This window comes from Lactococcus ileimucosae (genome assembly GCF_943193185.1).
In the GTDB taxonomy this organism is placed as follows: domain Bacteria; phylum Bacillota; class Bacilli; order Lactobacillales; family Streptococcaceae; genus Lactococcus; species Lactococcus ileimucosae.
On record NZ_CALPDE010000004.1, the window covers coordinates 50,493 to 64,252 of the forward strand.

The 13,760-nt window shown below is 39.0% G+C and carries 14 protein-coding genes; 3 read left to right on the forward strand and 11 right to left on the reverse strand.

What is annotated here, in order from left to right; all coding sequences use genetic code 11:
• Positions 1-69: 69 nt before the first annotated feature.
• Entirely contained in the window at positions 70-1,170 is a 1,101-nt protein-coding gene (locus NFR51_RS03090; protein ID WP_251712281.1) for a YdcF family protein, read from the reverse strand.
• Between the two features lie 75 nt (positions 1,171-1,245).
• On the reverse strand, positions 1,246-2,667 hold the full coding sequence (locus NFR51_RS03095) for an NCS2 family permease (RefSeq protein ID WP_251712282.1): 1,422 nt from the start codon (positions 2,665-2,667) through the stop codon (positions 1,246-1,248).
• Between the two features lie 352 nt (positions 2,668-3,019).
• Between NFR51_RS03095 and NFR51_RS03100 the strand changes: the two genes are divergently transcribed.
• A complete protein-coding gene (locus NFR51_RS03100; RefSeq protein ID WP_251712283.1) occupies positions 3,020-3,844 on the forward strand; it encodes an HAD family hydrolase in 825 nt (274 codons plus the stop codon).
• 344 nt (positions 3,845-4,188) lie between these two features.
• Here the strand turns inward: NFR51_RS03100 and NFR51_RS03105 are convergent, their stop codons facing one another.
• From NFR51_RS03105 to rpsT, 5 genes are all read right to left on the reverse strand, one after another.
• Positions 4,189-4,896, reverse strand: coding sequence for a Bax inhibitor-1/YccA family protein (locus tag NFR51_RS03105; RefSeq protein ID WP_251712284.1), 708 nt, complete (start codon positions 4,894-4,896; stop codon positions 4,189-4,191).
• A gap of 101 nt (positions 4,897-4,997) precedes the next feature.
• On the reverse strand, positions 4,998-5,657 hold the full coding sequence (locus tag NFR51_RS03110) for a uracil-DNA glycosylase (RefSeq protein WP_251712285.1): 660 nt from the start codon (positions 5,655-5,657) through the stop codon (positions 4,998-5,000).
• Positions 5,658-5,936: 279 nt separating this feature from the next.
• Positions 5,937-6,596, reverse strand: a complete 660-nt coding sequence (locus tag NFR51_RS03115) for a GyrI-like domain-containing protein (RefSeq protein ID WP_251712286.1) — start codon at positions 6,594-6,596, stop codon at positions 5,937-5,939.
• A gap of 293 nt (positions 6,597-6,889) precedes the next feature.
• Complete coding sequence (locus NFR51_RS03120) at positions 6,890-7,324, reverse strand: Spx/MgsR family RNA polymerase-binding regulatory protein (RefSeq protein ID WP_202230911.1); 435 nt, start codon at positions 7,322-7,324, stop codon at positions 6,890-6,892.
• A 174-nt stretch (positions 7,325-7,498) separates the two neighbouring features.
• A complete protein-coding gene (gene rpsT / locus NFR51_RS03125) occupies positions 7,499-7,732 on the reverse strand; it encodes a 30S ribosomal protein S20 (RefSeq protein WP_202230910.1) in 234 nt (77 codons plus the stop codon).
• A gap of 152 nt (positions 7,733-7,884) precedes the next feature.
• On the opposite strand from rpsT, the gene NFR51_RS03130 reads away from it, so the two are divergent.
• The gene (locus tag NFR51_RS03130; RefSeq protein ID WP_202230909.1) at positions 7,885-8,394 is read left to right on the forward strand and encodes an HD domain-containing protein; all 510 of its coding nucleotides are present in this window, start codon (positions 7,885-7,887) and stop codon (positions 8,392-8,394) included.
• A 42-nt stretch (positions 8,395-8,436) separates the two neighbouring features.
• On the opposite strand, the gene recD2 is transcribed toward NFR51_RS03130, so the two are convergent.
• The 4 genes from recD2 to aroA are packed head-to-tail and all read right to left on the reverse strand — an operon-like array spanning position 8,437 to position 13,248.
• Positions 8,437-10,869: an SF1B family DNA helicase RecD2 gene (recD2, locus tag NFR51_RS03135; protein ID WP_251712287.1), complete on the reverse strand. Its 2,433-nt coding sequence runs from the start codon at positions 10,867-10,869 to the stop codon at positions 8,437-8,439.
• Positions 10,866-11,462, reverse strand: a complete 597-nt coding sequence (locus NFR51_RS03140) for a histidine phosphatase family protein (protein WP_251712288.1) — start codon at positions 11,460-11,462, stop codon at positions 10,866-10,868. Before NFR51_RS03140 ends, recD2 begins: the two co-directional genes overlap by 4 nt.
• Complete coding sequence (locus tag NFR51_RS03145; protein ID WP_251712289.1) at positions 11,459-11,947, reverse strand: shikimate kinase; 489 nt, start codon at positions 11,945-11,947, stop codon at positions 11,459-11,461. Before NFR51_RS03145 ends, NFR51_RS03140 begins: the two co-directional genes overlap by 4 nt.
• A complete protein-coding gene (gene aroA / locus NFR51_RS03150; protein ID WP_251712290.1) occupies positions 11,944-13,248 on the reverse strand; it encodes a 3-phosphoshikimate 1-carboxyvinyltransferase in 1,305 nt (434 codons plus the stop codon). The genes NFR51_RS03145 and aroA overlap by 4 nt, the downstream gene beginning before the upstream one ends.
• A gap of 157 nt (positions 13,249-13,405) precedes the next feature.
• Here aroA and NFR51_RS03155 point away from each other — a divergent pair, with 157 nt between their 5' ends.
• On the forward strand, positions 13,406-13,657 hold the full coding sequence (locus NFR51_RS03155; RefSeq protein ID WP_251712291.1) for a bacteriocin immunity family protein: 252 nt from the start codon (positions 13,406-13,408) through the stop codon (positions 13,655-13,657).
• The last annotated feature ends 103 nt before the right edge of the window (positions 13,658-13,760 follow it).

Here is a 13,760-nt window from a genome sequence, read left to right on the forward strand (position 1 = left end):
CATAAATCACCTTTTATTACAGATAAAGCAAAAAAACTCGCGGAAAGCGAGTTTCGTCATAACATATTTTTAAGGATTGAACACAAGATGCTCCATAAATAAAACGAAGAGAGAAAAAGCAATAAAGATACCTGTGATTAATCCCACCCAGAAAATGTGTTTGCGACGTTGACTATTCATGACCGCAATAAACTCCCGGATGAATGCTGGAAGCCGAAAATATAGTGGCGTCTTCCCTCCGGTACCACCTTGAGCATTTAAACCCTGTTGAGCGGCGAAGAGAGCCGCGCGGAAAACATGATAGTCGGAGGAAAAAAATAGGAATTCTTCATTTTCTTTGTTTTCAGCTTTATCGATTAAGATGGAAGAAAACTTCAAGTTTTCAAAAGTTGTACTTGATTGATCCTCAACCATCGTACGTTCTTCCGGAAAGCCAAGCTCCTCAATCGCATATTTTTGCATGGCCAAGCCCTCAGGAAGTTTTTCGTCCTTACCCTGCCCACCTGAAAAAACAAGAATTGTTTCCGGGCTAGCTAACGCTATCCCTGCACGGATTCGATTTGCCAAAAGCGGACTTACATGTTGACCCTTGATTAATCCTGAGCCTAAAATCACATGATATTTAGCGGACTTTTTACGAAAACGGCGGCCATAGGTCCAGCTTGAAAAGAAGAAAACAATGAATTGCCAAAGCAAGTAAAAAGCAAGAATAGGATAAATATAACTTAAAAGTTGCAACCAAAGCCAGCCTTCTGTTAGAGAAGATACGCGAATATAAATCCAATCTACCAGAAAGAAAACAAGTATGATTGCGGGGAGAATCAAATTTGCAAGACTGTGAGATTCACGCCGCCACATTTTAACGGTTAAAATAACAATGCCAATCGGAACGACAAAACTAATCATAAATGCTGGAATCAAAAAAAGTGCAAGCTCAATAACAACTATGGCCACGATGACTTCCCTATGGTAATTATAGTTCGCAGCAAAAATAATTCCCATAATACCATTAAACAGGATAAAAAGACTCGCCAAGAACCCAATGGTCAGTCGCCCCAAACGTAAGGTTCTTAAGTCCTTCAAACGGTGAGACTTTGTATAAAAAATAACAGTTAGAATTAGTGCTAAAAAACTAATCACCGAAAAAATAACAATAAATAGTGTTTCCATAAACTCATTTTAACATAAACATCCGCTTTAAAAGCGGATGTTTATTTCCTATAAATAAAACTATAATATAGACTTTTAGAGAATAGCCAATACTGCAAAATTCAATGCAAAAGCAATGGCTACAATCCAAATAATTGGTTTAACTTCCTTAATCTTACCTGTGAAAAGTTTCGCGAAAATATACGTAATAAACCCAGCAGCGATACCATATGAAATAGAGTAACCCAATCCCATAAATACAGAAGCGAAGAAAGCTGGGATAGCTTCACTCAACTCAGACCAATTGATTTCTTTAAAGGAACCCAACATCATCATACCTACGATAATCAAGATTGGTGCTGTTGCTTGTGTTGGAACGATAGCTAGTAAAGGTAAAAATAGGCTAGAGATTGCGAACATTCCCGCAACAACAATTGAGGTTAAACCTGTACGTCCACCTGCACCAATACCTGCTGCTGATTCTACATATACAGTTGTGTTTGATGTACCGAAAATCGCCCCAATTGGTGTGGCAATCATGTCAGCAAAGAGTGCTTTATCCATCTTAGAGGAGAAACCTTTGCTGTTAGCCATGTCTTCAAAATCTTGATCAGAGAAAATCCCTGTACTGCGCCCTGTACCAATGAAAGTACCGATAGGATCAAAGATAGAAGTCAGAGAAAACGCTAGAATCGTCATCAGCACCTCAATGATACGTGAGGAGTCAGAAAACAGACTGCCTAAACCTTGTGAGCCGAGCGCAGCACCAAATGTGGTCCCCATCTCATTTATAGCTGTTCCAAGATTGTTATCTGAGAAAAGTGTATTCATATCAACCTTCGTAACACCTGTTAGGAGTGCAAGAACAGTAGTCACTACGATTGAAAGGAGAATCCCAGCCTTCCATTTACGCAGAACAAAGAACATTGTTACTACGATACCTACAAGAGCGATTAAGACCCCTGGGTTATCAAATTTCACAAGCCCTGGAACAATCGTCGCATCCGCTGTAATCGTCCCATGATTATCTGAATAAGTTCCTGGTGAAGCAATAAATTCCAAAATGCCTGCATTTTTGATACCAATGTAAGCGATGAAAATACCAATACCTCCACCAATAGCATGTTGTAGACTTTCTGGAATCCCTAAAACAATGGCTTTACGGATGGAAGTAAAGGTAATAATAATATTGACAATACCACAGATAAAGACCATGGCCAAGGCTTCTTGCCAAGTATAACCCAGAGAGATAACGACTGTATAAGCAAAAAAGGCATTGATACCCATACCTGGCGCAAGAGCATACGGGACATTAGCAATTAAACCAATAGCTACGGAGCCAACAATTGAAGCCAAGATAGTGGCTAAGAAGACTGCTTGAACTGGCATACCTGTTGATCCTAAAACATCAGGATTAACAAATAAAATGTAGCTCATAGCAAAGAAGGTTGTAATACCTGCCATAATTTCACGGCTAACTGTTGTGCCGTTTTCTTCAAGTTTAAAGAACTTGTTCACGAGGATAATCTCCCTTTTTCTAATGTTAAAAAATAATTATTTCTACATTCCTATTCTAATGTCTTTCAAGTTCACTTTCAATTCATTTTAAGACATTTTTCAGATTAGTTGCAAGAACATTCGGAAATAGCTAATTTTAAAAAATTAAATCTCTTTTTATTAAGCCATTTACGATTATGTTATAATATCTCTAGCACTAATTGTAAATGGAAGGTAAGGGGATTACTCTTCATTAAAAATATTATGGCATCAAAATTCAAAGGTGATATTTTTTGAATTTCTACAGATAAGCTATCCTCATCTGTGCCGTTATGATAACAGTGTACTATGTTTAGAAAGCAGAACAACTTCTATGGACAAGAACAATCAAAAGCTCATTGCCATCGATCTTGACGGAACGACACTTCACAGTGATGGCAAAACTATTAGCCGCTATACAAAGTATGTCTTTAAACGTGTCGAAGAATTGGGGCACATTATCTGTATCTCGACAGGTCGTCCTTTTCGTATGTCCTTAGATATTTATCGTGAATTAGAACTTAAAAGTCCCATGATTAACTTTAACGGTGCCTTGATTTCTATGCCGGATAACCGTAATTGGGAGCACACGAAAGGGCACTACATTGATCGCTCATTTGTATTTGATTTTTTACGCCATCAACAAAATTTTGATTTGGAGTTTTTTGCTGTCGAATACCGTCGAAAGTTTTTCCTCAACAGCTTTCGATATGTTGAGCCAAAATTATTTGGTGTAGAAAAATTTCATCCTTATAACCGTCTTCGTGCTGATCGTCTGGATGACAATCCTCATGCAGTTCTTCTTTCAACGCGTGTCAAGGACAAGTTTCGTCTCGCCAAGCAAATCCAAGATCACTATAATGGAAAAGTCAGTGTAAGCGGTTGGGGAGGACCAAATGGCATTCTTGAAATTGTCCCTAAGGGTGTGAGCAAAGCCTCTGGCCTCAAACATCTCCTTAAAGTTTTAGATATTCCTAAAGAAAATTTGATTGCTTTTGGTGATGAACACAATGATATTGAGATGTTTAAACTAGCAGAGGAAGCTTACGCAATGAAAAATGCTTCTTCCCGCCTCACCCCCTATGCCACCGAAATTATTCCTTGGACCAATGATGAAGATGGTGTTGCCAGAAAGCTTGAAGAACTCTTTTTGAAATAGCACTTTCCATCCGTATCTTCTTCAAAGAAATTTATTTTGAAATAAAAAAAACTTTATCATTTCTGATAAAGCCATTGTGGACAAGATCTTGAGATTTTGTCTTTTTTCTATGAATAAATGCTAGGATAGGCCTAAGGAAAACAGAGACAAGAAAAGTCAGACTCAAACGCATAAAGGAACTACTGGAAGACAAATGCCTTCCATCCTTGGAGGATAAGGGCAAAGCCCTGCCCCAATCTTTATTTTTAATCCGAAACTCGAAGATCAGATAGAACACATGCTGGAGGCAACCCTGAATAAAAAGAGACAAGGACAAAAGTGTCCCTGTCTCTTTTTGCTATTCATTAATCACGACTGCTTCCCATGATTCCGAAAATTCTCAAAAGTGAGAGGAAAAGGTTGATAAAGTCAAGATACAGTGACAAGGCCATACTAACTGCCCAGCCATTGCTTACATTACCATTGTTTTGACGATATATTTGCTCGATTTTTTGGTTGTCCCACGCAATCAAACCGCTGAAAACAAGTACACTGATGATTGATGAGACAAAGACAACCATTGGACTTCTCAAAAAGATGTTAATAACACCTGCGATAATCAAACCAATCAGCATTCCCATCATAGCTCGTCCCATGCCTGACAAGTCACGTTTAGTTGTTCGCCCATAAACGGAAAGACCAAAGAACATACCCGCAGTGGAAACAAAGGCCAGAGTAACATCAGAAGCTGTATAAGCAGCAATCGTAAAGCTCATCATAAAGCCCATCATTACCGAGAAACCGATAAACATTGGTAAAGCGGTAGGTTTATTTTTCATGGCTGCGTTTTGCATTGGGAAAATGAGGATAAGTGGCAGGAACCAAATAACAAGCATTCCAAATCCTGCACGCTGCACCAAGTTCTGGGCTACTTCCCAGAAAACATTAATTGTCAAAAAAGATGTGAGCGCTGAAACGGCAACTCCAATCCCCACAATTCCATAAATGCGTGCAAAAAACTGATTTAACGACACTTGACTACTGTTATGATTATTTATAAATGGATTTTCCATAATTTCTCCTTTTTAGTTATATCACTAGGACTATTTTACCAAAATTTTCTAGGACTGTCATCCGTCTCGCGCCCTATTTTCTAACTTTCTTCATCCTCTTCTTATTTTGACCAATCTATTCCTGTTTGACCTGTTTGCTCTAAAAATGCATTAGCTCTTGAAAAGGGACGAGAGCCAAAAAAGCCACGCGAAGCAGACAAAGGAGAAGGATGGGCAGACTCAATAATCAAATGCTTATCCGAGTCAATAAGTCTGGCTTTCTTTCGCGCATCGCCTCCCCACAGTAAAAAGACTTTAGGACGGTCATCATCTGAAGCAATTTTGATAATCTCATCTGTCAAAGGTTCCCATATTTTTCCCTTATGGGCATTGGACTTTAATTTAGGAACCGTTAAAACAGCATTAAGAAGTAATACCCCTTGCTCAGCCCAAGGAGTCAAATCTGAATCTCGTTTATCAAAACCTTCACTTTGAAGTTCTTTCTGAATGTTAACAATAGAATCTGGGCGATAGACAGCAAATGAAGCTGGATATGAAAAGCTTAATCCCTGTGCTTTTCCAGGCTGCGGATAGGGATCTTGTCCAACAAGAACAACTTTTACCTCCGCTAAAGAAGTAAGTTCAATGGCTCGAAAAATCTTATCCTCAGGCGGATAAACTTCTCCTTGGGAATAAACATGATTAATGAAAGCTACTATCTTTTGAAAATACTCCTCAGGCAATCGCTCTCTTAAAGGACGACTCCAGTCTGTTTTTTTCATTGTTCAACCTCCTCGTAGTAAATAACCTATGGCCAAGTCAAAAATACTCACACTTGGATATTTTTCTTCTATTTTAACTTATTTTTATATTATCGGGTAGCTCCCACCAGTAGAAACCTTTCTTTTAGTCTATTTTGTACTTTATTTGCAACGCTGTAAATTTTTCTCTTTTACCAATCACTTTGACGATTATAGAAAAATCCTAATTAGAGTTCCCTGCTTTATTAATATAAAGCTGTTCTTATGCATCTAGACCTCATCTATCCAGAGGGAAGCTGTTTATATTTTCTCCTCTTCTTCTTTAACTCTGGCATACTGCCGCAGCACTGTTTTTAACTTTTCTGGTGCAGTCTTTCTAAAATCGCTGAGATAAATCTCACGATGATGATAGGCTCTGTGAATGAGTTGAAGCCCTTCGGAAGCTGCAAATTCTTCCATCTGAGCAAAAGTCTGCGCCTCTTCGTCAAAAGAGCCTTTATGTAGAGCCTGCACACAAAAACCATCTTCTATTTTTTCATATTTTACATGAGAAAAATCCTGTTTCTTTTTTCGTTCTGCTTCTTCTTTGGCCCATTCTACAACTTCCTTAGTAACAAACTCTGGCATTCTCAGCATCACTTTCCAAACAAAGTCCTCCTTTTTTAAGGGCTCGTCTTTTTTTGGAACAGTTTTACTCGTCCATAGTCCTTCCAAAGGGGGCACAACAAAGCGGTAAAAATTAGGAATTTTATAATCTTCCTTTTTATAAGACATGGAAATCGCATAAGCAACAGGGTAAAGAGAAGCAATCGCTTTCTGAAAAGTCTCTCCTGCAGGTTCCCCCGCTCCTGAGACTGTTAAATAGGTCATCTCTGGAACAGTAATTACCTCTACCTTTTTCGGATAATAAAACTTTCTCTCCGTCTTTTTAAAGTCAACTTTCTCTGTCTCAAACGTCATTTAATTTTTGGAAACGGTGCGCCAAAGTAGACACCATATGTTTTACTTTTGCACACCGCTTCCCTCTCCTTCTCTTTTTGCTTTCTCGCGTATTTTCTTTTCAAAAACGATAACTCTTAACTCATTATAGCATTTATCTTTTCTTATCCAACAACAGTTACTATTATAAATTTTAATAGAAGGATTGTCTATTTTACGCTGATATTTTTGCTAGAAAAAAGAGGTTGTCATCACCTCTTTGATCAAATATGAATAGAGCAGCAACTCAGTATGAGCGACCAAATGTTTACTTTTTAACTCGCCTGAATTTTAAATTTACCCCCAAGAGCAATACTGCGGATGCTTTCACTGGCATTAGCCATCTCTACACGACGCACTGTTCTTGGTAGGAACTTACGAATGTCATCCTCGTTATAACCAACTTGAAGGCATTTATCATTGACAATCAAGGGGCGGCGTAGGACGGAACGATTCTCATCTATAAAGCGAACGAGTTCCCCTAAGGAAAGTTCATCTAGCCGCGTTGCAATTTTTTTATAAATTCGGCTGCGCTTTGAAAGTATTTCCCCTGTTCCTTCTTCTGTTAATGAGAGCATATTAAGAAACTCTTGTTTTTCGATATTATCCGTCAGCAAATTAATCTCTTGATACTCAATCCGGTGTTCATCCAGCCACTCTTTTGCCTTTTTAGATGAGCTACATGTTGTTACTGTATAAATTTTTAGCATAGTTATTTCTGCTTTCCTTATTTTTTTCTTATTTATTCATAAACTAATTATAACATTTATAACAGAACTGTCAAGTATATATCTAAAAAAGTTTTTTCGTAATTTATTTGTAATATAAAGAAGGTAAAAAAAGAAACCTATCATCCGATAGGAATATTTTTTGTAGTTTAAGAATTAGCCCAATTTAGCAGCCAAACGTGACTTATCACGTGAAGCCTTGTTAGCGTGGATAAGACCTTTTGATGCAGCTTTGTCAATCGCAGAGCTTGCAGCTTTGTATGTGTCTTCACTTGGTGCCTTTTCAAATTTTTTGATTGCAGTACGCATTGCAGATTTTTGTTGTGAGTTGCGTTCGTTAGCAGCCACATTCAATTCAGCGCGTTTGATTGCAGATTTGATATTAGCCATTATTTCCTCCAAATTTTTGTAATACCTATAAATTATACAGGATTTTTGGCTTTTTAGCAACTGTTTATCTGAATAAAATCCAATTATTTTCCCTTTTTTTATTTGAAAAAATTGCATATTGCTATTTACATTTTATCGATTGGTGCTATAATATGAATATGAAATTAGATGAAAATCCTTGGTTGACAGATGCCGAATTTATGAGTTACGTTGGTCACTTTCTTGAGATGCCGGAACTGAAACAACTTGATGAAATCACACATCACTATACTTCAACACGTTTAATTCACTCTATAAAGGTGAGTTATGTAAGTTATTTGGTTTGTAAAAAAATGGGCTGGAATGCTAAGTCAGCTGCACGTGCAGGACTTTTGCATGACCTCTTCTACTACGATTGGCGCGACACTAAATTTAACAAAAGTCATGCCTATGTTCATCCACGCATTGCTGCACGCAATGCTGCAAAAATCACAACACTTTCAGATCTTGAATACGATTGTATTGTTAAACACATGTGGGGCGCAACACTTGCACCGCCACGTTATAAAGAAAGCTGGGTCGTTACCCTAGCAGATGATTATGTCGCAATGACTGAAGGTATAGAAACAGCACGTTTCAAATGGAAAACGCGTAAATACTTTAAACGCCACCTCCCTATCTAAGAAAAAGACTTGCTTATCAGTTTTCTGAGCAAGTCTTTTTTTCTATTTGAAAATAAGGAAATCTTCTTCTGTCAGACCAATCATTGGGTCAAAAGCTCCCGAATTGATTAAAGCTGCAGTAAGAAAAGGCTCTCTCACTAAATCTTCCGATATATCTTCTTCTGAAAAAAGGGAAATTTCCCCCCTTGTGGTCTTTCCACTTTTTTTCTCAGTAAGGGAGTCAACCTGAGGCTGTTGTTGTTTATCCAGAAGCTCAGATTTACTGGAAAAACGCTCAATCAAATAAGTTTTACGATTGGCACTTTCTTTTTGTACAGCCTGAGCAAATGCTCTTTGCTCTCCAATAAGGATCAGACTCTGTTTGGCACGCGTGATAGCCGTATAGAGTAAATTACGCTCCAGCATTCTTGAATAAGAAGAAACCATCGGAACAACGACTGTTGAAAACTCGCTCCCTTGCGACTTATGAATAGACATAGCATAGGCAAGCGTTATCTTATACCACTCGGCACGTGGGTAAGTCACTGTTTGACCATCAAAATCCATCACAATTTCATCTTGTTTGCTTTCCGTATGCTTGGCAGGAACAAGTTCAACAATTACTCCTAAATCTCCATTAAAAACATTGCATTCTGCATCATTAACCAGATGTAAAACCTTGTCTGCTTGACGAAAATGAACATCATGGTAGTTAAACTCTTGTCGTCCTTCTAAAGGATTAAAAAGTTCTTGGAGCAAACCATTGAGTGTGTTTATCCCTGCCATTCCTTTGTACATCGGTGCCAAAACCTGTAGTTCAAAAGGATTATTTCCTCTCTTTTTCCAAGCTGTTGCAACTTGCGTCACCAGATTCGCTACCTGACCTGTATTCGCTTCAAAGTAAGAACGGTCTGGATGGCGGCTGGTAAAATCTTGGGGCAGCCGTCCCTCCCTAATCTCATGCGCAAGATCAATAATGGTTGACTCTTCTCCCTGACGGAATATTTTATCCAATCTTACTGAGGGTATTTCATCTATCTTTAAGAGATCCGCAAAAACTTGACCGGGACCAACAGAAGGGAGCTGGTCCGCATCTCCGACAAAGAGAACTTTCATAGAAGGTGGAATGGCCTGCAAAAGTTTATTTGCTAACCATGTATCCACCATTGAAAACTCATCCACAATGAGCAGGGAACCCGAAAGAAGATTGCTTTCTGTGTCCATGGCTTCATCTGTATTTAAACCCAAATGGCGATGTAAAGTTGCTGCGGGCAAACCGGTCAACTCATTCATCCGTCGGCTTGCTCTTCCTGTCGGTGCAGCCAAAAGAATGGGAAAAACATCATCATGATAGCCCTCGGGATTCAAATCAATACCATAAAGCTTCGCATATGTTTCAATAAAACCATTGATAATCGTTGTTTTCCCTGTGCCAGGCCCACCAGTTAAAATAAAGAATTGACTTTTTAGCGCTTGAATAATCGCCTCTTTCTGTAACTTATCGTATACAATCTCCAAATCATGCTCAACCTGTCCAATCTGCTCCAGAATTTTCTCATCTGAAAAAGGTTGTGAACTGGGTTGAATCAGTTTTTTTAAAGAGGCACTGATACCTTCTTCAGCAAAGTAAAGCGAGTTTTCAAATATTTTTGTGTCTTCTTGCTGAATTTTGCCTTCTTCTAAAAGAGGGTTGATTTCTTCAGCTACACGTTCTGGTGCAAGCTCAACTTGCCTAGACTCCTCCAAAAGTTGAATCGTTTCCAGTAAAAGGTCGTGTGCTTCGATATAAGTATCCCCTGTAATCATCGGTTGTGTCTTCACCACGTGCATTAAAGCTGCTCTAAAACGAGAGCTGTTGTCAGCCGCAATTCCTAACTCTTGAGCAATTTGATCTGCCGTTTTAAAACCAACACCCTTTACATCTTCTACCAGCTGATAAGGATTTTTAGCAACAATCTCTAATGTTTCGTCCTTGTAAAGCTCATGAATCTGAAATTGTAACTTGCTTGGAATACCATACTCAGCCAGCTTGGACAGAATTTTTTCAACACCATGATTGTCACGTAGACGTTTAATGAATGAATTTTTTCTTGCGAGGGGCAGTATTTCTCCTAACTCTTCAGGAGCACCTAAAATACTGTCCACAGTATTTTCAGGAAACCGTGCAACGATTTTTTCGGCCGTTTTTTTGCCGATACCCGGAAACTTATCTGATGAAAAATACTTGATTAAGCCTGCAGCACTGGTTGGCACAGCTTTTTCATAAGTTTCTACCTGTAACTGTTCACCATACCTTGGATGAGTTGTCATCTGCCCATAAAACGTATAAGTATCCCCCTCTATCAGGTCACCAATCGTTCCCGTCACGACAATCTCATAGCCCATATAATCGCTGTTTGTTTCATCAATCTCCAGCAAAAGAACCTTGTAAAAATTGCTAGGATTGCTGAAAAAAATAGCCGCAATGGTTCCTGTAAAATAAATTTTTTCCATCATAATTCTTGATTCCAATGAGTGATTTGAAAGCCTTTATCCTTTGCTTCCAAGACAGTTACACTGTTGTTCGCTAAGCCTCCTGCTGCGCGCAATTCCCATAGGGGAAACCCTGCCAGATGTCGCATACCTGCTGTTCCAGAAGCACCATGCCCGACAAGTAGGATATTTTCAGCTTCATCATTACGCAAATCTAACGCTAAGCTGTCAAAACGATTTAAAACCTGTTCTACTGTTTCAGCTCCAAAGTGTCGACCGTCAAAGTTTTGCAGTTCATTTCGAGATGCATACATTTCTTCTGGGTATTTTAAAAGCGCATCTGCAACAAGCTGTCCTTCAAGCTGGCCAAAATTCCATTCAGACAGGCGCGGATCTTTATGCACTGGCAAATCAGTCAAGAGTTCCGCTGTAGTAACCGCTCGAGCTTGCGGACTTGAAATCACCTTATCAAAGCGTACCATCTGTGACAGTTTTTCACTGACACGTGCAATGGCCTCATAGGATTCCGGCAAGAGAGGCGAATCCCCCTTCTGCCCTTGAAGCCTTTTTTCTAAATTCCACTGTGTTTTTCCATGTCTTACAAAATAGATTTTCATTTTAATTCCTGAATTTCTTTGACTACTTCCTCTAGACTTTTGCCCTGAGTTTCAATAACAATATCGGCCACTTCTTCATAAAAAGCGGCACGTTGAGTAAACAGCTTTTCAACTTCTTCCTTTGATCGCAAAGCCAAGGGACGACTGTTCTCTTTATCTGATAAGATACGACCATAAAGTGTTTCAAAATCTGCCTTGAGATAGACAACATTTTCCAGTTCTTTCAAACAGTTGCGATTTTCTGCAAGTTTCACAATACCACCGCCTGTAGCAATGACAGCATAACCTGATTGCACTGCTGTTTTGAAAACTTCCCTCTCGATTTGTCGGAATTTGTCTTCGCTATATTCTTGAAAAAACTGCGCAATAGTCATGCCAATCTCTTTTTCAATCTTTTTGTCGAGATCTATAAACTTTCCCTGATCAAAGGCTTTTGCGACAGTGGATTTCCCTGCAGCCATAAAACCTATCAAAATTACTGTCATCCCTCATCCTTTCTGCCCACAGCAAGCAAAGTTTCCATGTCATCAAAAAAAGTTGGATAACTTGTGCTTATGGCTTGACTGCCTTCTAGGATAACTTCTCCTTCTGAGACGAGAAGAGCTGCGACGGCTGCCATCATACCTATACGATGATCGCCATATGTCCTTATCTTCTTCTTTGGCGCATGCAGCTTTGTCTTACCTTTGATGATCATTCCATCTGCTGTAGGTAGAACATTGGCTCCCATAGCTTGCAAAACATCTGCCACTACTGCAATTCGGTCTGTTTCCTTTATTCTAAGTTCCTCAGCATCCGTAATGACTGTTTTTCCCTCAGCCTGAGTTGCTAGGAGCGCAAGAATAGGTAGCTCATCAATAAGCCTTGGAATTAAGGCAGCAGATATTTCCGTTGCTTTTAGGGCACCGTGCTTTACCTTAAGTGTTGCTGATAGCTCTGTCCGTTCGGCTACTTCAACTTGTCCCCCCATAGCTTCAATGACATCAAGAATTCCTGTTCGGGTTTGATTTATACCAACATTTTTGAGCTGGATATTACTCTCTGGGATAAGCAAAGCTGCCACAATCCAGAAAGCTGCGGAAGATATATCTCCAGGCACAGTTATTTCTTGTCCCTCTAGTCTCTGTCCCCCTGGAACTAAAATTCTCTTACCAGATATCTTAAGTCTTCCCCCAAATTGTTGAAGCATCTCTTCTGTATGATTACGGGTCAGCTCTTTTTCAAATATTTCTGACACTTGACCTTTCTTCGTTTGTAGGGCAGCAAATATCAAAGCAGACTTAACCTGTGCAGAAGCTACTGGAAGCTGATAGTTTATCGGCTTCAACCGCCCCCCGCGAATTTTCAAAGGGGGAAGGAAGCGTTCGCCTTCTCCCTCAATTTCCGCGCCCATCAGTGTTAGAGGTTGGGCAACACGATCCATAGGTCGTCTTGAAAGAGAGGCATCGCCATACATACCAGTTTCAAAAGGTAAACCTGCTAAAATTCCAGACATTAAACGCATAGATGTTCCCGAATTTCCCATGTTCAAAGGCTTGCGAGCAGGTCTTAACCCCTCAAAACCTCGTCCCTGAATGCAGACTATGTCTCCCCTCTCTTCAATCTTAACACCTAAAGCCTGAAAAGCTTGAATGGTTGCTGTGATATCTTCTGCTCTCAAAATGTGGTGTACTCGTGTCTGTCCATGAGCAATGGCACCAAACATAATCGAGCGATGTGAGATTGATTTATCTCCAGGTACTGTGACAGTTCCCTTAAGTGCTCTTGCATTTGTTTTGAGTTTCATCGACCTTCCAGCTTCCTTCTCTGCATTTTATCTTCTATTATAGCACAAGTCTTAAGATGAAATATTGGAGTGCAGTTATGTAATAAGAGTGGCTTAGTTAAAGGAATTATATGAAAAAAATCAAAAAAAACAGTTCGAAGCAGAACTTTTAGATAAAATGAATTATTTATTATCAATTGAACTTACTCTCAAAGAATCCGAAGCTCTAATACTTGCAAAGAAGCAATTAGAAGCATCAACATATTTACCTCGAGTAGTATCAGCTCTTAAAATAACTTTAACTCCCTTGGCACTAAAACAAACGATGACAAAAGAAATGTCAGACTTCTATCATTTTATCAATAAAGCAAGTTCAGAAAATAAGAATTTAGGAGGAGGTCTGATTTCTAGTTGGGGTAGAATATTCTAATTTAAAATCACTGATGGTAATACAAAGTAGATTATCATTTTTTGTAACATAACACCAACACATTCTTAACGCTTTTGATACTTTTGCTAAAGAGGAAAAATGT